The sequence below is a fragment of the Pectinatus sottacetonis genome (assembly GCF_015732155.1).
In the GTDB taxonomy this organism is placed as follows: domain Bacteria; phylum Bacillota; class Negativicutes; order Selenomonadales; family Selenomonadaceae; genus Pectinatus; species Pectinatus sottacetonis.
This window is the reverse complement of the sequence record NZ_WIQK01000001.1, coordinates 1,710,745-1,734,847: the sequence shown is the minus strand read 5'-3', so window position 1 is coordinate 1,734,847 and position 24,103 is coordinate 1,710,745. Positions and strand designations below refer to the sequence as shown.

The following is a 24,103-nucleotide window of genomic DNA, read 5'->3' as shown; positions in this document are numbered from 1 at the left end:
TCACTTGAATATTCTTTTCACCCAGCCGGACACACCCTTTTGCTCCGCAGCATCATTAAGCTGTGTATCAGTATATTTGGCTGCCAGCTGCTGGATACTTTGCCGCAAAAGAGTATTCTTCCCTGTTGCCAGAAGCGGAATTCCAGCATAAACAGACTGCTGGGCCTCTGCAAAATCATTGGGAATAACATGATAAAACTTTTCTCCCAAGAGTTGTTCAACATCATTCAGTTCAATATTTGTCTTTGAATTACTGCGGTTCAATACCAAGCGTATTTTTTTATTGTCACAGCCTATGGAACACATGGTATCATATCCTATTTTCATGTTTTTTATTGTTGGAATAAAATCAACAATCCCGACAAATGTTATTATCGTACTAAAATCCATTACAGCCAGATTCAGTTCACTGAATGCTGATGTAGTATCTATAACTATATAATCAAATTTGGGGATAAAGCGGCTTATGCAGCGGCTGATCTCTTCTGCTGAAATGTTATAGGACTGCTCAAGCTTGCTTGGTGCCGGCAGAACCATGAAATCAATGTTTCCCTGTACATAATGCGTAAAAATACTGCCCATATCAAAAACACTGGCATTTCTCTTATCTGCTTCCATTAAATCAAATATAGTACTTTTCCCTTGAAGTTTAAGATAATTGCCCACATCGCCAAACTGCAGATCCAAATCGACAAGACAGACTTTATAGCCCATGCCGGCAAACTCCGCCGCCATATTTATGGACAGCAATGTTTTCCCCACAGCAGATGCTGTGCTGAAAACTGTTATTACTTTTCCCCGCTGCTGTTCTTCCATATTATGATAAATCTCCTTTTATCCCTGGCAATAAAATACACAAAATCATAACTAATACATCTAATTGCTTTTTTCTTTATTGACATCTATATCTTTGCGTGAATCTTCTTGGTTCTTCGCATAATATTTTTCCATATCCGATGACATTTTTACCGGGGTATCCGCATTAACCAGAGTTGGCGTAATTAATATAATAAGTTCCCTTTTATCACGCGTCTTGGAAGTATGGCGGAAAAACTGGCCGATTATCGGCAAATTTCCTAATATAGGCATTTTAGTGATTGTTTTGCTTTCTTGTGAATTTATAAGTCCACCGATTGCCATTGTCGCCCCTGACTTCATCGTAATATCAGTCGACGCTTCACGCGAACTCAGTGCGGGAATTGAAAAACTGTTATTTTTCACTTCATGTGAATAATCCAGCGTGCTTACTTCGGCTTTCACATTGGTGGTAATGTTTTCTGCTGCATCCACCACCGGCTCAACATTAAGCTTTATCCCATAATCACGCCATTCTATTGTCACATTCCCATCTTTATTACTAACCGGAATAGGTATTTTCCCGCCAATGAGAATTGATGCCTTTTTGCCGCTTAAGGTCATTATATTAGGCCGGGACAATATTCTGGCATCCCCCTTCTTCTCCATGGCCTGCAGAGTAGCATCAAGATCAGCGTAACTGCGGTTAAAAGTCTGTCCAACTGCAAAACTGCCTGTTGTTCCCAGAGTAACAATTCCAGTTGCTGATTCAATATTTGCCGGATTTGAAAATAAAAAGCCTAGATTTTTTTCTTTGTCCATGGATATTTCTATGACCTGAGCTTCGATACGAATCTGGAACGGGTCAGACATCTGCAGCAAATCGACTACTTTGCTGCCATAAAGTCCAGCAATTTTTTCGGCTGTATCTTTTTGATACTGATTTTTGACTTTTCCCCGCAGCAGTATATTATCGCCGGATTTTTGTACCTGTACATTCGTCCCCGGCATTGCTGCCCTTATTGCTGCTTCAATATCTGTATTATCTGTGACCACATTGACAATAAACTGCTGTTCCATGCCATCCTGCGTCCACACCCACAGTGTAGTTGCCCCCGGTTTTTTTGCCACTATCAGTAAATTATCTGCCGCAGCTGCTGTAGCATCGGCAATACTTGGGTCTGCAACCGCAATACGCGAAATATTTCCCCCTGTATCCAATGAATATGATTTGTTTATCCCGATTGATAATGCTGTTGGTTCAGCAAACACTTTATTATTGCAGACAGCAGAAGCAAAAATACAAACTAACAAAAGCATTACCCATCTTATTATGTAGTCCTTTTTCATCTTCACCTAACCTCAACTTTGCTCTTCGCTGTACCGCGTATAATAGTAATACTATGTCCATTATCTACTGGCATAACCGGCTGCGCAGCTTCATAATGGGCTTGCGCCAATGCAGGTGCTTGTCCTGGTGTAATTGGATAATGTTCCCTAGGATTATTATCCGTATTTTGTTTATCATTTATTTGCCCATCGCGCGGGATAAAATAATCCGTATCAGCAATAAAGCCTTCATCTGGCTTAAATGGTCTCAGCACCAGGAACACTGTTCCTTCACTCTGCGCTACTGCCAGTTTCAGAGCGTCTTCCGGTGGTACTGCCAGTGTAGCAGTTGCCAATTTCGGTTCAGTATGATTATCATCCTTTTTTTTCGTCTTTTCCTTGTCTATAGCTGTACTATTTATCCCCAGTAAAAGTATGTTCTGCAAAATGATTTTTCCTGACCGGCCATTTCTTCCATTAGCAACAAAGGCAACATCCACATGATCACCAGGTCTGGCAAAACCTGCCACGCCAGTTACATCAGAGATTTTTACCGAAATTGCCCGACAGTTATCTGGAATTGTTCCCACAAAACCTGCCAGTTCTGAATTTATGAATAATTTTGGTATTGTTACTATATCTCCTGCCATTATAGGAATTTTGGCAATTTTCCCTACAGCATCAGCCATATTAGATACTGGCGTAGCAGGCAATGAATCAGCTGGCAGCATTACAGTTTTAAGCATATTCTCTTTTAATGTCGTATTTATGGGAATATCCTGATTTGCCATAATAACAGTCGTCATATTTCCTGTTTTAACTTTCTCAGCCGCTTTTTGCAGCGAAGAAAGATATATTCCCAATATTACAGAAAACAATACCGCAGTCACAGCTGCCATAATAATAAGCTGCTGTGAAGAGAATTTTTCCAGCTTTTTGGTTAAAAATTCCATCAATTTAAAAGAACGCAAAAAAACAGACTCCCTTCTTAATATAAATAGAAATTCCTTTTTTAATTCTGTAAATAATTTACATTTTGCTATATTTACTTAAAAAAAACCGGATAAAAGCATCTCACTTTTATCCGGCTTCAAACATCGGCAGTGTAAAATAGATGCAATAAATAAGCCCGTACACAATACAAAATGTACGATGGTTATTGCATCCCATCCACCCTCCATAATGTTTAACATTATATATTCAATTTAAATTTCTCATATTTTCTCTAATACAAAAGTATTATATACTATTGTAAATAATTAAGCAAGTCTTTTTTATTAATTAGTAAGTTCTTTATTTATTAAAGAAGATTACTAATATATTAATAAAAACATATCTTTTAAATTGTATAGTTATAATATTTAAAAGTTTTTTTATTGTCATCTTTAGCTAAAATAATATGTCCTATCACTGTTAAGTTTCTTTATTATAAATATCATAAACAGCCCTATTCAAAATTTTCATAACCGTCAACTATATCCAAAAAACTGCCATTAAATCCGGCAGATATTATCTTATCTAAATATGCATCTTTACTGCCATAAAGAATATTCTGTAAATGATATTCTATAAGTGAGCCAATTAATACAAAAACGCTAGCGAAAAAGTGAGCCACTTGGTATTATATTCTCTATAATTAGATTAAAGAAATCTAATTATAGAGGGTGATTGTAAGGTGATTATCACTATGCAAGATTATGAAATAATCCGGCGTAAGTTTTTAATTGAAAAGAAAAGTCAGCGTCAAATTGCTAAAGAAATGAATATTTCTCGTAATACTGTAGCTAAGTATTGCCAGGGTAATTGTTATCCTGGAATCCGTGCAGATTATCAACGTAATGCCAGCATCATGACACCAGATATCATCCAGTTTATTCAAAAATGTTTACATGATGATGAATTAGAACCTAATAAAAAACAACATCATACTGCAAAGCGCATTTTTAATCGATTAGTTGATGAGATAGGTTTTTGTGGTGCTCAAAGCACTGTTAGAGGATTGGTTCATAAAATGCGCGGTAATTTAGCGGAAGCTTTTGTTCCTTTGGAATTTAATCCTGGAGATGCTCTGCAGATTGATTGGGGAGAATGTTATGTGTGGCTTGCTGATAAAAGAATAAAAGTAAATATATTTTGTGCACGTCTTTGTTACAGCTGTGCGCCATTTGTTATATGTTTTCGAAAACAAAATACACAGTCTTTTATAGAAGGATTAATACAAGCCTTTGCTTTTTTTAATGGAGTTCCCCGGCGTGTTATTTTTGATAATGCTAGAGTTGCTGTTAAAAAAGGCACTGGCAAACATGCAATTTGTCAGGAAAGTTACGCGGCATTAGCGGCACATTATTGTTTTGAGACAATTTTTTGCAATGTTCGAAGTGGAAATGAGAAGGGACTTGTGGAAAACTTGGTCGGTTTGACTAGAAGAAACATGTTTGTTCCCGTCCCTCATATTGATACTTTAGAAGCATTGAATAAATTAGTAAAAATACGTTGTCAAAATTATATCAATACTCATAAGGTTATAAGTAGACAGCAGCCAGTAAAGACAATGCTATTAACTGACTGGCAGCATCTTTTAGCTTTACCAATGCGTCCTTATGATGCCAGTCAAGTTACGCAATGCAGGGTATCTTCTTACTCAACGATTCGTTTTTCTACAAATACTTATTCTGTACCAGTAAAATATACAGGACAGACAGTAGCAGTTAAAGCACATGCCGAATTTATTAATATTTATATAAACGGAGTTATGATTGCCAGTCATATTCGCAATTATGGACGAAACCAGCAAATATTACAGCTTAAGCATTATCTTCCATTGCTAGAACGTAAACCACGAAGTATTTTACATGCAAAACCAGTACATCAGTCACTTAGCTCAAAATTGATGAATCTTCTTAGAACAACTACTTTCACTGATAAAGAGCTTATAAATATATTAAACTTATGTGTAGAAAAAGGTGAACCTGCTTTTTGGCAGCGAAAAGGCGAATTTCTTAGCAGTCATACGATAAAACCTAAAATTAAAGATACTGTTTTAGTACAGCCAGTTAATTTAGTTGATTATGATCAACTATACCAAAAAGGAGCTGTAGCTCAATGCAAAATTCAGGTATAAAAGAAAGCCTAGCTTTTTATGCTAAACAGTTAAAATTACCAACCTTTAGTAACCTCACTGAACCAGTCAGCCACTTTAAAGCTGGGCAAAGCCTAGATGAATTCATCTTAGATATTATGAAAAGAGAATATGATTCCAGACAAGAAAAATTGCGTCAGCGTCGAATAAAAAGAACACATTTCCCCTTATTAAAAACAATAGAAGAATTCGATTTAAGCAAGTTACAACACGTAAAGCCAGAATATGTAAAACAATTAGCTAATTGTGACTTTATTAGTCGTCATGAAAACCTTGTGATGATTGGTAATCCCGGAACAGGAAAAACACATTTGATGAGTGCTATTGGTCTTAAAGCATGTTTATTAGGATACAAAGTATTATTCAAAAATGCTACAACACTAGCTTCAGAATTACGAGAATCTCGTGATAACTACCAGTTGCGTAAAATAGAAAAGATGCTTGCTGGAGTAGACCTTCTACTTATAGATGAACTTAGTTATGCAAGTTTTAACCAAGAAGAATCTGAACTTCTATTTAAAGTGATTGCTGAACGATCTGAACGAAGCAGCACAATAATTACAACTAATTTGGCATTTTCGCGATGGACAGAAATGTTTGCAAATGACACACTGGTAGCTGCCCTGGTAGATCGTTTAACATACCATTCAAATATATTAAACATGAATGGAGAATCTTACCGACTACAAAGCAGCCAGCAAAAATGCTAAGTATGTTGGTATTCAGGTGGCTCACTTTTTCATCATCAGCTGGCTCCATTATTCATTAGCAAAGTGGCTCAAAAATTCGTCATCAAGTGGCTCACTTTTTCATTGACATTCACAGAATATTCTGCCAATCTTTATTCCAATATTTTACAACAAAATCTCCCGCCCATTCGCTATTTTGTCTTACTATCCATTTAGGGAGATTTTTGCTCCATTCTTTTTTCCAATAATAACGATAATTTTCTGCTTCACCAATACTCATATATGAATAAACCAATCTTTTCTTACCATCATTTTTTATCTTAATATATTCCAAATCCTGTTTTGTTAGTGGAACATCATTATAATACAAATCAATAACCAATAAATCGGCCGAAGATGATTTCAATGCATCCAGATAACTTTTTTTATCAGAAAACTTTTCTGGCGTAAATTGCAATATCAAATTGAACACTTTTTTTATCCATAATTACTTTTGGTTAGAATATATTTTATCTAAATTTTCATCAAACAGCTCTTCTGGTGTTTTGTAATTTAATAATTTACGAGGCAATCCATTGAGTTTATCAGCAAAAGAAAGAATCTGTTCAAAACGAAAACTTTTAATGGAAACTCCTTTGGGCACAAATTTTCTTAGCATGCCATTATGCCGTTCGTTTTTGGCCCGCTCGTAAGAACTGTAAGGATGCGTGAAGTAAACTTTTGTACCCCACTTTTCAATCGCTGCCAACTTCTCAAATTCTGAGCCATTATCCGCTGTTATTGTTTTAAATACTTTATTAAATTTACTACCATATGTTTCTCGAAGTTTTTCCATAGCCTTATTTACTGCATTACTTGTTTTGCCACTGATTTTGAATGCAAAATAGTTATTAGTTATACGTTCGATAAGCGACAGGATAACTTCTTCATGACCTTTGCGTTTACCAACTACTGTATCTATTTCCCAATGTCCAAACTGACTATTTTCATCAACTATTTTGGGACGTTGTTCGATACTTCTTCCTTTTAGTAGTTTATTTATTCGATAGTAGTTCTTTTTGCGTCTGCGCGTCAAAACATAAGGAACGTCAAACATTGTAATTGGCAAATTGCCTTTTCTTAATTCGTTGTACATGGTTTTTGTTGACAACATTTTGGATTTACTAAATAGCTGATTAACCCGTGCATATCCGACACAGGCATCTATTGACCATTCGTTAAAGTGAAATGCATTAACAACCCATTTTACAAAGGATTTGCAAGTATCTAACTTATGTGGTTTATGGCATGCTTTACGATTGTGCTTATAGACATTATGTCCCCGTTTTGCTAAGTAAATTGGTGGTCTTCCTCTGCCGGGTTTACGCAATACAGTACCTCTGCGCAATTCATACATTACAGTACTTGGAGAACAATTTATTAATTTAGCTATTTTTCTTAGTGAGTAACCTTCACGATGCAGCTTTTCAATAGCTCCACGATCTTCTCTTTGAAGATGTTGTCCAGGCTTGCGTTCTGATTCATTTATGGTAAAATTGGAGTAGTCCATAGTGATTATTCTCCCGTGTAGATATTTTTGTGGTGATTATATTCTAACACGTGAATAGTCCCTATGGATTTTTTATTTACTGTTCAATTTGATTATACAATTAACCAAGATGAATTATATACTCCATATGATAAAATGCCGCTACGCTGTCTATCCCTTTAAGTCCTATAGATATAATAAATAAACCCATAGATAAAACAGCAGCTATGATTGACTGCCTTTTTCCATATAGTAGCCCCATAAGCATAATATATATCTGACTATAATCAATACCTGTTGTATTGATAAAACTGGTATTATAACGCATAGCTATATTTAATGCTGCTGTGATGGCAAATATCACTATATTTTCTATATAAGGCAATATTTCTTTTCTCCATACTTGTTTTTCCTGCATTTTGGGGGAGCTTTGAGGAATATACGCCGTTTTATACCATTGCCATACAGCTTCCATTCCTGTTACAAGGTTATATCTTGCTGTCCAGTGAAGTTCTCTTTGACAAAAAGTATCCTTCTCATTGCTGCTTTTTGACCGAGAAATATTATCAAACGAAGTATTGTTTTTAGTAATTATTTTTGTTTCCTTAACAATTCTAATTAAATGGTCAATTATTACATTTTCTTTGCTATAAACATCTATGTAAAAGGGCGTGCTTTTTTTTTCAATTATTAGTTTTACTGCTTCTGTTAAATCCATTATGTAAATATAGTTTTGTATATTATAATTTAAGGTATCTTCATTACAATCCAATTCTTTCTTTTTTAAAAGTTCACAACAAAATTGATTGATAACAGAAGGATATGTACTATAGGCCATATAAGGACCGTAAACGTTAGTCATTTTCACAATAGAAACAGGTATGTTATAAATATCCTGCCATCCTTTACAGTATAACTCTTCCTGTTTTTTTAAGAAAAAATAATTTTTATTTTGTTTCAAAGCAATATTATTTTCCTTATCAGAAAATAATATGAATTTTTTTATATTATGAATACGGGATAAATCTAAAATATTTACCAGTCCTGACATTTGTTCCTGTTTGGACTTATCATCATTAATATTAGAATTTACGGCATATATTATTATGTCCAAATTATATAACTCAAAAATCTTACTGCATTTATCATTATCAGCAGCATTATAGACAAAAATTACTGGCTTAAATGTAAATTTAATTTTTTCATTAATAAATTTATCAATAAGAAATATACTGTGCCCTTCTTTATGTAATTTCTCTGCTAAATTAGAACCAATGAATCCATATCCGCCTACTATTAAAATATTCATTTAAATCTCCTGGCTGTAATCATTACAGTATATATATTTTTGGCTTTTTGCTTTAAAATAATTATATATTCACCTGATGTCTTCTTTTAAAGAGCTCTGGACAACCCCATTACAACATTTCTCCAGCCTTATTATCAAGCATGCCCTGATAAATATCGCCTAATCTTTTATTTTTATAGACAACATTTATTTTTGTTCTACTGTACAGAAAAAACCTATATAAGTTTTTCAGATTTATTTGTTTGTCAATACTCAGGTTATATATTTCATTTACTTTACTAATTTTTAATGTGCTCTCAATGCCTCTCTACATCACCAAAATAAATACTATCTTGATTAATATATAAAAATACATACAAAAAGGGCAAAAAAAGATGCAATAAAATTGCTGTTCTACAGCAATCTATTGCATCCCGTCCGCCCTCCATAATGTTCATTACATTATATATTAAATTTTAGTATTTAATCTACTACTAGAGAATTATTATTCAAAAATAAGATAACAAGCTGATTATATACTATAATTAAATAAATTTCAATATTTATTAAAAAATATTCATTATTTCATAATCCTAGTTTATAACTATAATTTTATAGCTTAATTTAGTCTATAAGTACAAAAATCCCATGGAATTTTCCATGGGATTTTTGCTTAATATCATTAAAAATATTATCTATTAGCCAAGAACAACCATTGATTCGCCAGCTTTTACACTTTGACCAACTTCAACATTAATAGCTTTAACAGTTCCTGCTGATGGAGCTGTAATTTCATTCTGCATTTTCATAGCTTCTAAAATAAGTACAACATCTCCAGCATTGACACTTTGGCCAACTGAAGCTACAACTTTAGTAATTTTACCAGGCATAGGAGCTGCAATTGTAGTGCCACCTACTGGTGTTGGAGCTGGTGCTGCTTTAGGAGCTGTTGGTGCAGCTGCCTTAGGGGCTGGTGCTGGAGCTGGTGCTGCATGAGCAGCTGGAGCTGCTGCGCCTTTTACTTCTTCAATTTCAACTTCATAGGAATTGCCATTTACAGTAATATTAAATTTTTTCACGAGATATTCCCCCATAAATATATTTCTTTTTATTTTTCTCATATATCATAATTTTAATCAAACTGCTGCGCGACGACCAGCCATAGTCCATGCATCACTGCGTCTAATACGGACAGCTGCAACTTTTTTACCAATCATTGCTTCAACAGCTGCTGTAATTGCTGCAATAACCTCTTCACTAACAGCACTATTATTCTTGTTCATAAATAGACACCTCTTTATTATAATGGTACATTACCATGTTTCTTTGCCGGACGATCTTCACGTTTGCTTGCCAACATATTTAAAGCTGTAATAATGCGTGGTCTTGTTTCCGAAGGTTCAATAACCATATCAACATAACCACGTTCAGCTGCTTTATAAGGTGTAGCAAACTCTTCAATGTATTCAGCAGTCTTTTCTTTTACGTCAGGATCTCTGCGGAAAATAATATTTGCCGCACCAGCAGGTCCCATTACAGCTATTTCAGCTGTAGGCCAAGCCATTACCTGGTCTGCACCCAAATCACGTGAACACATAGCCAGATAAGACCCACCATATGCTTTACGTGTAATTACTGTAACTTTTGGAACAGATGCTTCACTATAAGCATACAGCATTTTAGCACCATGACGAATAATACCGCCATATTCCTGATCTGTTCCTGGTAAAAAGCCCGGGACATCAACAAGATTTACAATAGGAATATTAAAAGCATCACAGAAACGAATAAATCTTGCAGACTTATCAGATGCATTAATATCAAGACAGCCTGCCATTACATTAGGCTGATTTGCAATAATACCTACACTGCGTCCATCAAAACGGGCAAAGCAGGTAATAATATTTTTAGCATAATGCTGTTGCGATTCATAGAATTCCCCATTATCAACCAAGGACCGTATTACATCCTTCATGTCATATGGCATATTAGGATTATCTGGAATCACAGTATCCAATGTTTCATCCATGCGCGATGGATCATCTCCAGTATCAACTATAGGAGCATCATCCATATTATTACTTGGCAGGAAACTTAACAAATAACGAATTTGATTTATGCAATCTTCTTCATTTTCAGCAGCAAAATGAGCTACACCAGAAGTGCTGTTATGTGTCATTGCTCCGCCTAATTGTTCAGCAGTAACTTCTTCTGCTGTAACTGACTTTATAACAGCTGGGCCTGTTATAAACATCTGACTAGTATTTTTTACCATAAATATAAAATCTGTTAAAGCTGGTGAATAAACAGCACCACCAGCACAAGGCCCCATAATTACTGATATCTGTGGTATAACACCAGATGCTAATGTATTTCTAAGGAAAATCCCGCCATATCCGCTAAGAGCATCAACAGCTTCCTGAATACGTGCTCCACCTGAATCATTTATTCCAATAAAAGGTGCCCCTGTCTTAATTGCCATTTCCTGAACTTTCCAGATTTTTTTAGCATGCATTTCTCCTAGGGAACCGCCTTCAACTGTGAAGTCTTCTGCAAAAGCATAAACTAAACGTCCATCGATAGTACCATATCCAGTGATTACACCTTCTGCTGGTAAATCTTTCTTTTCTTGTCCAAAATTAGTACAACGATGTTTTACAAATTGATCTAATTCGACAAAAGTACCTTCATCAAATAATAAATCTATACGTTCACGAGCTGTTAATTTTCCTTTACTATGCTGTTTAGCAACACGCTTTGGACCGCCACCCTGCATGATGTGTTCTCTCTTAGCTTCCATGAGGTCGATTCGTTCTTTAACTGTGGCCAAAATTATACCTCCTTAATTTGTCTTCTTTGCTTTTCCGCAAACAAATTTACGGGATAAAACATCAGATAATCACCTGATATTTTCGCCAAAGACTTATCTACATACTGTATTATACGACAAATATTATTTTACAGCAATTATTATACAGTAGACATATCTTCTACTATATACAATAATTGATTACATAGAAATAAGAGTTCATTCCTACATAAGTTAGTTCTACATTTTTTCTCGACAATAACAATGTCCTATTCATATTTATGCTAACCAGTTTCAACTACTTTTATAAGTTAGAGATCTATGTCTCATATTCCTATGCCAAGCAGAAAACTTTAACTTTACAATTATTTTTTGCGTTGGCAAAGTTCTAACAATACACCACTTGCCTTAGGATGTATAAATGCTATGGAAGATCCGCCTGCACCATAACGCGGCTTTTCGTCGATCATACGAACACCCTTAGCTTTGAGATCTTCAATAGCCTGTTCAATATTATCAACACGAAGAGCTACATGCTGTATTCCTTGGCGACCACCATTTTTAGCAATGAATTTAGCAATAGGGCCATCAGGAGATGTTGATTCCAAAAGTTCAACTTCTGCTTCACCAGTAGGAATAAACGCGGTTTTTACCTTTTGTTCAGCAACTTCTTCTTCACCGGTACATTTTAAACCAAGTACATCGGTATAAAATTTTTTTGCTTCTTCTAAGTTTGGCACTGCAATACCAATATGATCTACACATTCAACCTTAAACATTATAGAACCTCCTAAAAATCTATTTTATTTTTTCAATAATTCATCCATTAATTCATGGACTACTGTATATGGATCATTCTTACGTAATTCAATATCATTCAAGTAATTATCTAATCGCCCTGTCTTTACAATATTCTTAGTAATATATCCACCAATAGAAGACCGAAGCAATTCTAATAATTCAGTTTTAGCTCTTTCATGACGTCTCTTGATCATTATTCCGTTTTCTTTTATATAAGAATAATGTTTATCAATAAGTTCCACAAGTTCATTTATACCTTCGCCCTGATTGGCAACAACTTTTTGGATAGGCGGACGCCAGTCTTTCTGCTCAGCATCGAGATCCAACATCATATTAAGCTCCATCTGTAGCTTATCCGCACCATCATGGTCAGCCTTATTAATAGCAAACACGTCACCAATTTCTAATATCCCAGCTTTTATTGCCTGGATATCGTCACCCATTCCTGGTATAAGTACAACCATAGTTGTATCAGCCGCTTTTACAATATCTACTTCTGATTGGCCTACTCCTACAGTTTCAACAAAAATAATATCTTTTCCAAAAGCATCAAGTGCCTTGACGGCATCTGCCGTTTTATGTGATAACCCACCTAAGCTGCCACGCGTTCCCATACTGCGAATAAATACGCCTTCATCTAATGTGAGGCTGTTCATTCTTATACGGTCGCCCAAGATTGCTCCACCGGAAAAAGGACTTGTTGGATCCACAGCAATTATTCCGACAGTTTTACCTATATTACGATATGCTTTTGCAAGTTGATTTGTCATAGTTGATTTTCCGGCACCAGGAGGTCCGGTGATTCCAAGGACAAAGGCGTGACCTGTATGTGGATAAAGTTTTCTCATTATGGATGATGCTTCATCATACTCATTTTCTATTGCTGTAATAGTACGTGATAAAGCTAATCGCGACCCATTTAAAAGTTTTTCCACTATATCCATGCAAACACCACCTTCATTGTAAATAAAGTTTCTATAGGGTGAAGTTTTCATTTTATATGAAAACCAATTAATTATATTCACAACCAAACCATTTATTTTTTTACAAATATATATTATAACGGATTTAGTTCTGAAATATACATCTTGCCCTCTCAACAGTAGCAAGAGGGCAAGACTCTATAATTTTATTTTACGTGTTCTTTAATAAACTTAACAATGTCACCAGTTTTAGTACCAGGTGTAAATACTTCAGCTATACCTGCCTTTTTGAGAGCAGGAATGTCACCTTCGGGGATAACGCCACCACCTATGATAAGTACATCATCCATTCCCTTTTCACGAACAAGCTCAACAACTTTTGGGAAAAGATGCGGATGTGCTCCTGATAAAATACTCATAGCTATTACATTAACATCTTCCTGTAAAGCCGCTTCAGCAATCTGTTCCGGTGTTTGGCGAAGACCGGTATATATAACTTCAAAACCTGCATCACGAAGTGCACGAGCTACAACTTTTGCTCCACGATCGTGACCATCAAGACCAGGTTTTGCAACTAATACTCTGATACGTTTTTCCATCATTAGTCCCTCCAACAATCTCTGTATTTTAAAACTCCTAAATCTTGTATAGGAATCCTATTTCAATAAAATTTATTCTCTAACGAATATTACGCTAATAATTTAGCGATTTCGCCAATATTATAAATTTGTATGAGCTTCATATTCACCAAATACTTTACGCATTACATTACAAATTTCACCAAGTGTTGCATAAGTTCTAACAGCATTAAGAATATGAGGCATAAGGTTTTCATTTTCGTTCTTGCATGCAGCTTCTAAATCAACAAGTGCCTTTTTAACCGCTTCATTATCACGTTTTGCTTTCATATCAGCAAGTTTTTGTTTTTGCTTTTCTCCAACAGAAGAGTCTACCCGCAAAAGACCTTCAACAGGTTTTTCTTCAACTTGAAATTTATTTACACCAACAATAACTTTTGCACCAGATTCTACATCCATCTGCCATTTATAAGCACTATCTTGAATTTCTTTTTGGATATAGCCTTTTTCAATTGCTGAAACAGCTCCACCCATTTCATCAATTTTGTTGATATAATCCCAAGCTTCCTGTTCAATCTTATTGGTCATTGCTTCAACATAATAAGATCCTGCAAGCGGATCAATAACATCAGCTAAACCACTTTCATATGCAACTATCTGCTGTGTACGAAGTGCCACCATAACAGATTCTTCTGTTGGCAAGGCTAATGCTTCATCACGTGAATTCGTATGCAACGATTGAGTTCCGCCCATTACTGCTGCTGCAGTCTGAAGAGCTACACGAACAATATTATTATTCGGCTGCTGCGCAGTGAGCATCGAGCCTGCAGTCTGTGTATGAAAACGAAGTTTCATGGATTTTTCTTTTTTAGCATGGAAACGTTCCTTCATAACTTTTGCCCAAATACGGCGTGATGCACGGAACTTAGCAACTTCTTCTAAAAGATTGTTATGTGCATTCCAGAAGAATGAAAGACGACCAGCAAAGGCATCTACATCAAGACCAGCTTTAATAGCAGCTTCAACATAAGCAATACCATCACTGATAGTAAACGCGATTTCCTGGGAAGCTGTAGAACCTGCTTCACGAATATGATAACCGGAGATAGAGATTGTATTCCATTTCGGTACATTCTGAGAACAATATTCGAATATATTAGTAATAAGACGCATCGAAGGACGAGGCGGGAAAATATAAGTACCACGAGCAGCATATTCTTTTAAAATATCATTTTGAATAGTACCCTTTAGTTGTTCTGGTTTTACACCTTGCTTTTCGCCAACAGCAATATACATTGCCAATAATACCGATGCTGGAGCATTTATTGTCATCGATGTAGAAACCTTGCCCAAATCAATATGATCAAACAAAATTTCCATATCTGCTAAAGAATCAATTGCAACTCCGACTTTTCCGACTTCCCCTTCAGAAATAGAATCATCAGAATCATAACCAATTTGAGTAGGTAAATCAAAAGCACAGGAAAGTCCTGATGCACCTGATTCAATCAAATAACGATAGCGCTTATTAGATTCTTCTGCCGTAGAGAAACCTGCATACATACGCATAGTCCAAAAACGGCCACGATACATAGTTGGTTGAACACCGCGTGTATAAGGGTATACTCCCGGAAAACTAATATCATCGGCATAATCTGTGTCTTGAATGTCAAGCGGAGTATAAAGGCGTTGTTCAGGAAGATTTGCCCTTTCAGGAAATCTTGCAACGGCTTTTTCTACGCTGGCATTATACGCGTCTAATTCAGCTTGAATCTTTTCTTTTTCATTGCTCATAGTTTTTTCCTCCTGGATCTTTTATATTCGGATTATTATATATCTACATCCGATTTATAAACTAATTTATTAGTTTTTATATTATATCCTACATTCAGCTATTATTATATTACTTCATTGATCCTGTATCTATAAACCTTTTATGCCACGACAACGCTTCATCAATCAAATGAGGTGTATGGGCATGCTTGGTAGCTGCATCCGCTCTTTCAAAATAATCAAGAAGTTCCGCCTTAAAATCAGGATGTGCACATTTTTCAATAATTTCTCTTGCCCGTTTACGTGGTGCTAAGCCCCGCAAATCAGCTAGTCCCTGTTCTGTAACTATAACATCAACATCATGTTCTGTGTGATCGATATGTGAACAGAATGGAACTATTGAAGATATTTTACCATCTTTTGCTGTTGAAGCTGTGCAGAAAATTGTAAGATATGCATTACGGGCAAAGTCACCAGATCCACCGATACCATTCATCATCTTTGTTCCCATAATATGTGTTGAATTTACATTGCCATATATATCGCATTCAATAGCTGTATTCATAGCAATAACACCTAAACGGCGGGCAACTTCAGGACTATTTGATATTTCTTCCGGGCGGAATATTATATGTTTTCTATATTCCTTTATATTTTTATAAAAACGTTCTAAGCCTTCCGGCGAAGGAGCTAGCGCTGTACCAGAGGCAATCGTTAATTTTCCAGCATCAATTAAGTCAAACATACCATCCTGGATTACTTCAGTATATACTGATAAATTTTCCAAATCAGATTTAACAAAACCATGTATAACTGCATTAGCAACCTTACCAACACCTGACTGCAGTGGTAGTAAGTTTTTAGGCATGCGATCAGCTTTTATTTCCTTAGCAAAGAAATCAATAATATGCTGTGACATTTTCTGTGAATTTTCATCTATCTGACCTAATGAACGAGTATGATCTTTCGTTTCACAAGGAACAATATATTTTATTTTAGCGGGATTACACGGTATATATGTAGTACCTATACGATCGCTGCAGCTTACAATAGGAATCGGAAGACGATGTGGTGGATCAAGTGGTACATAAACATCATGCATTCCTTCAAGCTCTAACGGCTGAGTTACATTAATTTCAACTATTACAACGTCAGCCTGCTGCACAAAAGAAGCTGTATTGCCAAGTGAAGTTGTTGGGATAAGATTACCTTCTTCAGTTATAGCACAAGCTTCTACCACTGCTACATCAATATCCCCACCCATATATCCATAACGGGCAAATTGGGCAGATTCACTTAAGTGCATATCCACATAATCAACATCACCGCTGTTGATACGATTTCTTAGTTCTTTATCTGTCTGGTAAGGCATACGTACATCAATACCATTTACCTTGGCTAAAACGCCATCTTCTTCCTGCCCTGTAGAAGCGCCAGTCCATAAATTAATTTTAAAAGGATCCTTTTCCATACGTTTAGCTAAAGCTGTTGTAACTGCTTTCGTATAACCTGCCGATGTGAAACCGCTAGTAGCTACATTCATTCCGGGCTTAATGTAAGCAGCAGCTTCTTCGGCACTAACGATCTTTGAGCGCAATTCCTTATTGCGTACACGATCGAGAATGTCAACCATTAATATTCTCCTCCCCATAAATCAAAAACTAAATTTTGTTTTGTGCATTAATAAACTATGTTCACAAATGCATACATAATATGATGTTTTATATGTACTAACTATAATTAAACTTAATAGTAATGATTCACTATATTTATAGTAGTTTGCACAACAAAAACAGCCATACCTCTACATCTGTTAGCATACCACCAGATAATAAACGCGTCAAGTTGTTTAATAAAAAAACAATGTTCAAATATTTGTGTTAGTGAGAATTTTATGCCATAACATTCTCGGCTTCTCTATAAATCAAAAATCAACGTGGCTTACGCGTTATATGATATGACAAACATGAAAGGCCTATTGATAAATCTTCATTTACAATGTGCATTGTATCAGGAACTTTCATCCTAATAGGAGCAAAATTCCAAATTCCCCTTATTTTTGCTTTGACCAACCTATCAGCTATTTCCTGTGCAAACTGCCCCGGAACGGTGATAATTCCAATATGAATATTGAGTTCCTTTATCTTTTCCTCCATTATGGAAATATCTTCCACTTTAACATGATTAACTGTCTGCCCCACAATAGTCGGATCCTGATCAAATAATGCTACTAAATTAAAGCCCAGGGAAATAAAACTTTGATGGTTAGCAAGCGCAGACCCTAAATGCCCAATCCCAATTATTGCCATGTTCCAGTGGTTATCTAACCCTAAAATATTACTTATACTTCTTTTTAACTCATTTACATAATAACCGACGCCTTTTTTCCCAAACTGCCCAAATGAAGCCAAATCTTTTCTTATCTGTTCTGGTGTTATTTCCAATCTGCGCCCCAGTTCTTCAGAAGACATAACATCCAGTCCTTCATCCTGTGCCATTCTCAATGCACGAAAGTACAATGGTAGCCTGTCTATAGTTGCTTTAGATATACCTTTCACTTATACTTCGCCTTCTTCCTCATTAATTTAAGGTATCTATATAATTAAAAAGCAATAAATAATTTTCATTATTTCTGCAGCTTAAATAAATATGCTGCTTAAGCCACAAAATCAAGAAAATTTATTAAAGCAGCATATTAATATATCACTATAAAACTATATATTATTTATTGCCCTTATATACTTTATTAATATTTTTCATAAGGAAAATCTGGTAGTGACGTGAGCCCCACATGCTGCATCGCGAGTTTATTTTTTATTGCCTGCATTTGTGGGCTACCCATTATCACAACTATAATTCCTATAGTAAACCAAAAAAACATGGATAAATCTGTGTTGAACAACACATAATCCGTAAGGCCATTAAAAGCCAGCGACATAAGTGCCAGTCCACACCCTAACAAACTGCCGCCTAAAAATGACGAGGCCAGATACTTGAAATTCCGCAGAGAGTACCACATTGCACTAAAAAAGCAGGTCATATAGCCTAGAAAGCCTATAATCCCTATTTCTGCCATAATATTTAAATACATATTATGCGCGTGAACGATCTTGATAAAATGTCCTTGCATATAAAAATCATATGTAGGATATACAAAATAATATGCGCCCCATCCTATTCCCAAAAAAGGATGATCCAGAATCATTGCTATAGTACTTTCCCATAATGCTATCCGCAATTCTGAAGATGTATCCATAGACATGAACACAGAAAGCAGCCGATAAAACAATGTTGTATCAATATAAAGAACAACCGCTATGAAAATAACAAATGGTAAAAGTATTTTCCTATCATAAAAAATCCCATAAACAGCTACCGCTGCCGCTATACTAAAACAAGCCCCACGAGCATATGTCATCCCCATACATATTGCCGCCATAATAAATAATACTGCTATAATCTTCCTAGCTTTTTTGTTTTTCCAAATAATAAAAACGCCAAAAAGCAATGCTAATATCATGTCCAGATACCCAGCCAATAAGTTAGGATTATGCCATGTAGAATATATACGCATTGTCACACCTGGGAAAGCCTGTTTATCTGTCCAGCCCATTCCAGCAGTATTGATTCCAACTATATATTGCATAAAACCATACAATATAACTATTAAAGCAGCCGCTGCCACCACAACAAAAATTTTTTTTATTTGTTTTTCATCATTTATACTTTGAATTGTCAAATAATATAACAAAACATATTTAGCCACTAGATGGATATAATTATAAAAACTAAACGCTTTTTGTGGGGAATTGATAATAGATAAAAAACCCATGATAACAAAAACTGCCAATGGTATGTCCATAAAAGTTTTTTTCCATCCCCACCGTCCATCAAAATGTGCCTTCAATATATAAAAAATCCAACCTGCTATTAAAGTACAAGTTGCTGCTATATTACTAAACGGCAGAAAAAATATTGTTGCCAATAAAGAATAAAACATCATCGTCTGTGAATCGCGTATATATTTTTTTCTTCTAAATATATTCATATATCCCCTAAGTAAAACAAAATATTCCAAGTTAATATGACCGCTTCAGCATATTCTGCCCATAAATTATAATTTTATCTATTCACTGTTTTAACTATTTCAATGAATAACAATATAACTATATAAATCCTATTATTAATTGTTATTCATTTTTTGATTTCATATAAAAGAACGTGCCTTAATTCCCCAATAAGATAAAGTGAACCCGTCAAGCATAAAACACTTCCACTTTGTGTCATTCCCATAGCTTTAGTCAATGCCTGCCGTCTATCTTTTTCCACCTGCACATATTTTACATCAATCATTTCTGCCCAATCCTCAGGGGCAGCACTGCGCTGTGAATCTGGTGTTGTCGCTATTACTATATCCTGCGGACGCAGTAAAGTTTTCAACATAACTTTTATATCCTTATCTTTTAATATTCCCAATACAAATATTCTTTGTTCTTCGGGAAAATATTTATCAAGATTCTGGCGCAGCATAGACATCCCTGCCGGATTATGAGCCCCGTCAATAACTATCTTTTTTTGTTTGACATCAATACATTCAAATCTTCCTGGCCACTTGACGTTTTCTAATGCTATTTTAATGCTTCCATCAGTAATACGCTGTTCATCTCCAGCCAGTAAATATGCTGTCATCACTGCCAGTGCACTGTTTCTAACTTGATGCTCACCTAATAAATCAAGTGAAAACTCTGTTGATACACCAAGAAGCTTTGAAGTAAATAAAATTTCCTGTTCATAGTTGTCATGCTGAATAAATTTTGCTTGAAAATCAACATCTTCAATAAATAAATCCGTATTCTTTTTCACAGCTTCATCATGCAATATATCCAATGTCATTCCCTTAGCATCAGTAACAACAGGAACACCATCCTTTATTATTCCTGCTTTATGGTGAGCAATTCCTTCTAATGTTCCTCCGCAAAGAGCAGCATGCTCAAAAGCCACATTTGTTATTACTGATACTTCCGGTATAATTACATTAGTAGAATCCAGCAGTCCACCTAAGCCCACTTCAATAACAGCATAGTCGACATTATTGACCGCAAAACAGAAAAATGCGGCAGCAGTTAAAACTTCAAATTGTGTTGGTGATTCCATACCTTCACTTACCATCTGATCAGCAAAAGTCTTTACAACACTAATACTATTAGCAAAAACTGCCTCTGATACAGCTACACCATTTATTTGCATACGTTCCGTATATGAATATAGATGTGGTGAAGTATATAATCCCGTCTTTATTCCTGACTGTCTGAGAATTTCACTTATCATCGCACAAACAGAACCTTTGCCATTAGTCCCTGTAACATGAATAGTTTTGTACTTGAGCTGCGGCTCATCGAGAAGTTCCAGTAATCTTTTAATTCTATTGAGCCCCATCTTAGTCCCGAATTTATTCAATTCTTCGAGATAGTCTAATGTTTCTTGATAATTCATTTTTTTTACAAATCCGCTAAATAAGATAATCGGTCATTAACAGATGTCCTTTTATCCATATAGCTTTTTTGCTTCTCCCTTTCTTTTTCTACTATTTCGGCTGGAGCTTTGGCCAAAAAGCTTTTATTTGAAAGCTTTTTAGCCAATCGTTCTATTTCCTTGTCCAATTTTGTTTTTTCTTTGTTGAGCCGTCCCATTTCTTTATCAACATTAATAAGTCCAGCCAATGGTAAATATATTTCAATTCCCTCTGCTACAGCTGTCATAGCATTTTCTGGTTTGGCACTGCCATTCTTCCATACGGTAATTGGTTGAGCGGCTGCCAGTACTGTTAAATATTCCTTATTGGCAATAAAAATCGCTTGTGTTTTTTCATCACTGAAATTGAGTATCACTTCACTTTTTTTGCCGGGGGCTGCATTAACTTCTGCCCTCATATTGCGGATTACTTTTATGGTTTCCATTACAGCTGTCATATTTTTTTCTGAACTGTCATCAATTCTATCTGCCTCATATTCTGGCCAACTGCTTTCCATTATACTCTTTCCCTCATGGGGAATATGCTGCCAGATTTCCTCTGTGATAAATGGCATAAACGGATGCAGTAACCGCAAAGTATGCTCTAATACATAGCTTAACACATATTGTGCTACTTTTCTTGACGGATTTTCCTTATCATACAGCCGTGCCTTGCTTAATTCTATATACCAGTCACAAAATTCATTCCAGATAAATTCATAAAGAGATCTTGCTGCTTCTCCCAACTCAAATTTTTCCAAATTTCCTGTTACTGATTCTGCTGTATGAGCATAACAACTTAAAATCCATTTATCAGCTAATGTATATTCAGCATCATCGGGAATAAATCCTTTATCATATTCTTCTAAATTCATCAGCATAAACCGTGATGCATTCCACAATTTATTGGCAAAATTACGAGCGCTTTCTACTCTTTCCCAATAAAAACGCATATCATTGCCCGGAGTATTACCTGTTATCAGCATAAACCGTAAAGTATCGGCTCCATATTTTTCAACTACTTCCACGGGATCTATTCCGTTACCCAGGGATTTACTCATTTTACGTCCTTGTGAATCGCGGACTAATCCATGAATAAAAACATGTTTAAAAGGAATATCACCACCGAATTTCAATCCCATCATTACCATTCTGGCAACCCAGAAGAAAATAATATCATAACCGGTAACCAAAACACTAGTTGGATAAAACTGTTTCAATTCTTCTGTCTGTTCTGGCCAGCCCATTGTTTCAAATGGCCATAAAGCAGAACTAAACCATGTGTCCAGGACATCTTCATCGCGCTTTAAATTATGGCCGCCGCATTTTGGGCAAATACTGATATCATTTTCGCGAGAAACAATAGTTTCTCCGCAATCCTGACAATACCATGCCGGGATCTGATGCCCCCACCATAATTGACGTGATATGCACCAGTCCCGAATATTTTCTAACCAGTTACAGTAAATTTTGGTAAACCGTTCCGGTACAAATTTAATTTTACCACTTTTTACTGCTTCAATTGCCGGTTTCGCCAGTGATTCCATTTTCACAAACCATTGTTTGGAAACCATTGGTTCAACTGTAGTATCACACCGTGAACAATGCCCCACTGCATGTTCATGTTCTTCAATTCCCAGCAGATATCCTTGTTCTCGTAAATCACTTATGAGTTTCTTACGGCATTCATACCGATCCATCCCCGCATATTTTCCCGTATTCTGTGCCATTGTTCCATCGCTGTTTATTACAAGGATTTGTTCCAAACTGTGCCTTTGACCCATTTCAAAGTCATTGGGATCATGCGCCGGTGTAACTTTTACTGCTCCTGTCCCAAAATCAGGGTCAACATAGCTGTCAGCAAATAATGGAATATGACGATTTACCAACGGTAGTATCAGCACGCTGCCTACTAAGTTCTTATAACGCTCATCATCAGGATGAACTGCAACCCCGGTATCACCAAACATGGTCTCAGGACGGGTCGTGGCAATTTCAATGTATTTATCCGTGCCTTCTATCTGGTAACGGATATGATACAAATGTCCCATTTCATTCTTATGTTCCACCTCTATATCACTCAAAGCCGTATTACAGTGCGGACACCAGTTCGTAATTCGTGTTCCCTGGTAAATTAGGCCCTCCTCATATAACTTAACAAAAACTTCCCGAACAGCCTTGGAACAACCTTCGTCCATCGTGAAACGTTCCCTGTCCCAGTCACATGAAGATCCCAGAGAACGCAGTTGATACATAATTCGATTGCCAAACTTTTCTTTCCATTCCCATGCTTTTTGAACAAATTTTTTCCTGCCTATTTCATGCCGGGATGTTCCTTTTTCTCTTAGTGCTGCATCCACCTTTGCCTGTGTAGCGATTCCTGCATGATCACAGCCTGGCATCCATAATGTATTATATCCCTGCATCCGGTGAAATCTAATCAGAATATCCTGGATAGTGTTATCCATGGCATGTCCCATATGCAGCTGTCCCGTTACATTTGGTGGTGGTATTACTATACTATAAGGTTTTTTATCTTTTTCTACTTCAGCATGAAATAATTTATTATCTTCCCAAAATTTGTACCATTTTTTTTCAAAGCTCTGCGGGTCGTAGACCTTTGGAATACTAACATCCTGCATCTTATACCTCCTAAATAAAAAACTCTTTCGTCCCTCATAGGACGAAAGAGTATACTTCCGTGGTACCACCTAAATTTCTTTGTATTATATACGCATACAAAGCTTAAACACTTAACGCCGTGTTAACGTCTGCAGCTACTATTTTCACTACAAAAGCTCTAAAGCTACAACAACAAACTTCTACGTAAATCTCTTTCAGCTAAGCAGTCATGGCTATAACTTAAAAATGCAAAATAATATATTATTTTGCCCCGATTAATTGTTAACATCATAATACATCCACATTTATAATCACTTA

Annotated in this window: 21 protein-coding genes; 2 read left to right on the top strand and 19 right to left on the bottom strand. The window is 35.8% G+C overall.

Features of this window, described 5'->3' with window-relative positions:
- The 4 genes from I6760_RS08070 to I6760_RS08055 all read right to left on the bottom strand — a co-directional run bounded on the left by I6760_RS08070 (window position 1) and on the right by I6760_RS08055 (window position 3,739).
- The gene (locus I6760_RS08070; protein WP_196593963.1) at window positions 1–816 is read right to left on the bottom strand and encodes an AAA family ATPase; all 816 of its coding nucleotides are present in this window, start codon (window positions 814–816) and stop codon (window positions 1–3) included.
- 60 nt (window positions 817–876) lie between these two features.
- Window positions 877–2,145, bottom strand: a complete 1,269-nt coding sequence (locus tag I6760_RS08065; protein WP_196593962.1) for a type II and III secretion system protein family protein — start codon at window positions 2,143–2,145, stop codon at window positions 877–879.
- A 2-nt stretch (window positions 2,146–2,147) separates the two neighbouring features.
- Window positions 2,148–3,095, bottom strand: a complete 948-nt coding sequence (cpaB, locus tag I6760_RS08060; protein WP_196593961.1) for a Flp pilus assembly protein CpaB — start codon at window positions 3,093–3,095, stop codon at window positions 2,148–2,150.
- Window positions 3,096–3,571: 476 nt separating this feature from the next.
- On the bottom strand, window positions 3,572–3,739 hold the full coding sequence (locus I6760_RS08055; protein WP_196593960.1) for a hypothetical protein: 168 nt from the start codon (window positions 3,737–3,739) through the stop codon (window positions 3,572–3,574).
- 72 nt (window positions 3,740–3,811) lie between these two features.
- Between I6760_RS08055 and istA the strand changes: the two genes are divergently transcribed.
- Window positions 3,812–5,245: an IS21 family transposase gene (gene istA, locus I6760_RS08050; RefSeq protein ID WP_231036165.1), complete on the top strand. Its 1,434-nt coding sequence runs from the start codon at window positions 3,812–3,814 to the stop codon at window positions 5,243–5,245.
- Window positions 5,227–5,973, top strand: a complete 747-nt coding sequence (gene istB / locus I6760_RS08045) for an IS21-like element helper ATPase IstB (RefSeq protein ID WP_196593959.1) — start codon at window positions 5,227–5,229, stop codon at window positions 5,971–5,973. The genes istA and istB overlap by 19 nt, the downstream gene beginning before the upstream one ends.
- A gap of 109 nt (window positions 5,974–6,082) precedes the next feature.
- Here istB and I6760_RS08040 read toward each other — a convergent pair whose 3' ends face one another.
- The 15 genes from I6760_RS08040 to I6760_RS07970 form a co-directional block, all read right to left on the bottom strand.
- The gene (locus tag I6760_RS08040; RefSeq protein ID WP_231036163.1) at window positions 6,083–6,415 is read right to left on the bottom strand and encodes a hypothetical protein; all 333 of its coding nucleotides are present in this window, start codon (window positions 6,413–6,415) and stop codon (window positions 6,083–6,085) included.
- Between the two features lie 24 nt (window positions 6,416–6,439).
- Window positions 6,440–7,501 (bottom strand): IS30 family transposase, encoded by a 1,062-nt coding sequence (locus I6760_RS08035; protein WP_196593957.1) that lies wholly within the window; start codon window positions 7,499–7,501, stop codon window positions 6,440–6,442.
- A gap of 100 nt (window positions 7,502–7,601) precedes the next feature.
- A complete protein-coding gene (locus I6760_RS08030) occupies window positions 7,602–8,789 on the bottom strand; it encodes an NAD-dependent epimerase/dehydratase family protein (protein WP_196593956.1) in 1,188 nt (395 codons plus the stop codon).
- Between the two features lie 677 nt (window positions 8,790–9,466).
- Window positions 9,467–9,847: a biotin/lipoyl-containing protein gene (locus I6760_RS08025; protein ID WP_196593955.1), complete on the bottom strand. Its 381-nt coding sequence runs from the start codon at window positions 9,845–9,847 to the stop codon at window positions 9,467–9,469.
- 57 nt (window positions 9,848–9,904) lie between these two features.
- Entirely contained in the window at window positions 9,905–10,051 is a 147-nt protein-coding gene (locus I6760_RS08020) for a hypothetical protein (protein WP_196593954.1), read from the bottom strand.
- A 17-nt stretch (window positions 10,052–10,068) separates the two neighbouring features.
- Window positions 10,069–11,598 carry a methylmalonyl-CoA decarboxylase subunit alpha gene (gene mmdA / locus I6760_RS08015; protein WP_196593953.1) on the bottom strand — a complete coding sequence of 510 codons (1,530 nt, stop codon included), beginning with the start codon at window positions 11,596–11,598 and terminating at the stop codon, window positions 10,069–10,071.
- A 344-nt stretch (window positions 11,599–11,942) separates the two neighbouring features.
- Window positions 11,943–12,356 (bottom strand): methylmalonyl-CoA epimerase, encoded by a 414-nt coding sequence (mce, locus tag I6760_RS08010; RefSeq protein WP_196593952.1) that lies wholly within the window; start codon window positions 12,354–12,356, stop codon window positions 11,943–11,945.
- A gap of 24 nt (window positions 12,357–12,380) precedes the next feature.
- Complete coding sequence (meaB, locus tag I6760_RS08005) at window positions 12,381–13,322, bottom strand: methylmalonyl Co-A mutase-associated GTPase MeaB (RefSeq protein WP_196593951.1); 942 nt, start codon at window positions 13,320–13,322, stop codon at window positions 12,381–12,383.
- A 185-nt stretch (window positions 13,323–13,507) separates the two neighbouring features.
- Window positions 13,508–13,900: a cobalamin B12-binding domain-containing protein gene (locus I6760_RS08000; RefSeq protein ID WP_196594810.1), complete on the bottom strand. Its 393-nt coding sequence runs from the start codon at window positions 13,898–13,900 to the stop codon at window positions 13,508–13,510.
- Window positions 13,901–14,020: 120 nt separating this feature from the next.
- The gene (locus I6760_RS07995; protein ID WP_196593950.1) at window positions 14,021–15,673 is read right to left on the bottom strand and encodes an acyl-CoA mutase large subunit family protein; all 1,653 of its coding nucleotides are present in this window, start codon (window positions 15,671–15,673) and stop codon (window positions 14,021–14,023) included.
- 109 nt (window positions 15,674–15,782) lie between these two features.
- Window positions 15,783–17,285, bottom strand: a complete 1,503-nt coding sequence (locus I6760_RS07990) for an acetyl-CoA hydrolase/transferase family protein (protein ID WP_196593949.1) — start codon at window positions 17,283–17,285, stop codon at window positions 15,783–15,785.
- Between the two features lie 298 nt (window positions 17,286–17,583).
- Window positions 17,584–18,210: a redox-sensing transcriptional repressor Rex gene (locus I6760_RS07985; protein WP_196593948.1), complete on the bottom strand. Its 627-nt coding sequence runs from the start codon at window positions 18,208–18,210 to the stop codon at window positions 17,584–17,586.
- Between the two features lie 188 nt (window positions 18,211–18,398).
- A complete protein-coding gene (locus tag I6760_RS07980; protein ID WP_196593947.1) occupies window positions 18,399–19,700 on the bottom strand; it encodes an O-antigen ligase family protein in 1,302 nt (433 codons plus the stop codon).
- Window positions 19,701–19,846: 146 nt separating this feature from the next.
- The gene (locus tag I6760_RS07975) at window positions 19,847–21,145 is read right to left on the bottom strand and encodes a bifunctional folylpolyglutamate synthase/dihydrofolate synthase (protein WP_196593946.1); all 1,299 of its coding nucleotides are present in this window, start codon (window positions 21,143–21,145) and stop codon (window positions 19,847–19,849) included.
- A gap of 5 nt (window positions 21,146–21,150) precedes the next feature.
- Window positions 21,151–23,805, bottom strand: coding sequence for a valine--tRNA ligase (locus I6760_RS07970; protein ID WP_196593945.1), 2,655 nt, complete (start codon window positions 23,803–23,805; stop codon window positions 21,151–21,153).
- Window positions 23,806–24,103: the final 298 nt, after the last annotated feature.

Coding starts and splice junctions, on each gene's coding strand:
- I6760_RS08070 (WP_196593963.1), bottom strand. CDS start 816: ATGGAAGAACAGCAGCGGGGAAAAGTAATAACAGTTTTCAGCACAGCA.
- I6760_RS08065 (WP_196593962.1), bottom strand. CDS start 2,145: ATGAAAAAGGACTACATAATAAGATGGGTAATGCTTTTGTTAGTTTGT.
- istA (WP_231036165.1), top strand. CDS start 3,812: ATGCAAGATTATGAAATAATCCGGCGTAAGTTTTTAATTGAAAAGAAA.
- istB (WP_196593959.1), top strand. CDS start 5,227: ATGCAAAATTCAGGTATAAAAGAAAGCCTAGCTTTTTATGCTAAACAG.
- I6760_RS08035 (WP_196593957.1), bottom strand. CDS start 7,501: ATGGACTACTCCAATTTTACCATAAATGAATCAGAACGCAAGCCTGGA.
- I6760_RS08030 (WP_196593956.1), bottom strand. CDS start 8,789: ATGAATATTTTAATAGTAGGCGGATATGGATTCATTGGTTCTAATTTA.
- I6760_RS08020 (WP_196593954.1), bottom strand. CDS start 10,051: ATGAACAAGAATAATAGTGCTGTTAGTGAAGAGGTTATTGCAGCAATT.
- mce (WP_196593952.1), bottom strand. CDS start 12,356: ATGTTTAAGGTTGAATGTGTAGATCATATTGGTATTGCAGTGCCAAAC.
- meaB (WP_196593951.1), bottom strand. CDS start 13,322: ATGGATATAGTGGAAAAACTTTTAAATGGGTCGCGATTAGCTTTATCA.
- I6760_RS08000 (WP_196594810.1), bottom strand. CDS start 13,900: ATGGAAAAACGTATCAGAGTATTAGTTGCAAAACCTGGTCTTGATGGT.
- I6760_RS07995 (WP_196593950.1), bottom strand. CDS start 15,673: ATGAGCAATGAAAAAGAAAAGATTCAAGCTGAATTAGACGCGTATAAT.
- I6760_RS07990 (WP_196593949.1), bottom strand. CDS start 17,285: ATGGTTGACATTCTCGATCGTGTACGCAATAAGGAATTGCGCTCAAAG.
- I6760_RS07980 (WP_196593947.1), bottom strand. CDS start 19,700: ATGAATATATTTAGAAGAAAAAAATATATACGCGATTCACAGACGATG.
- I6760_RS07975 (WP_196593946.1), bottom strand. CDS start 21,145: ATGAATTATCAAGAAACATTAGACTATCTCGAAGAATTGAATAAATTC.
- I6760_RS07970 (WP_196593945.1), bottom strand. CDS start 23,805: ATGCAGGATGTTAGTATTCCAAAGGTCTACGACCCGCAGAGCTTTGAA.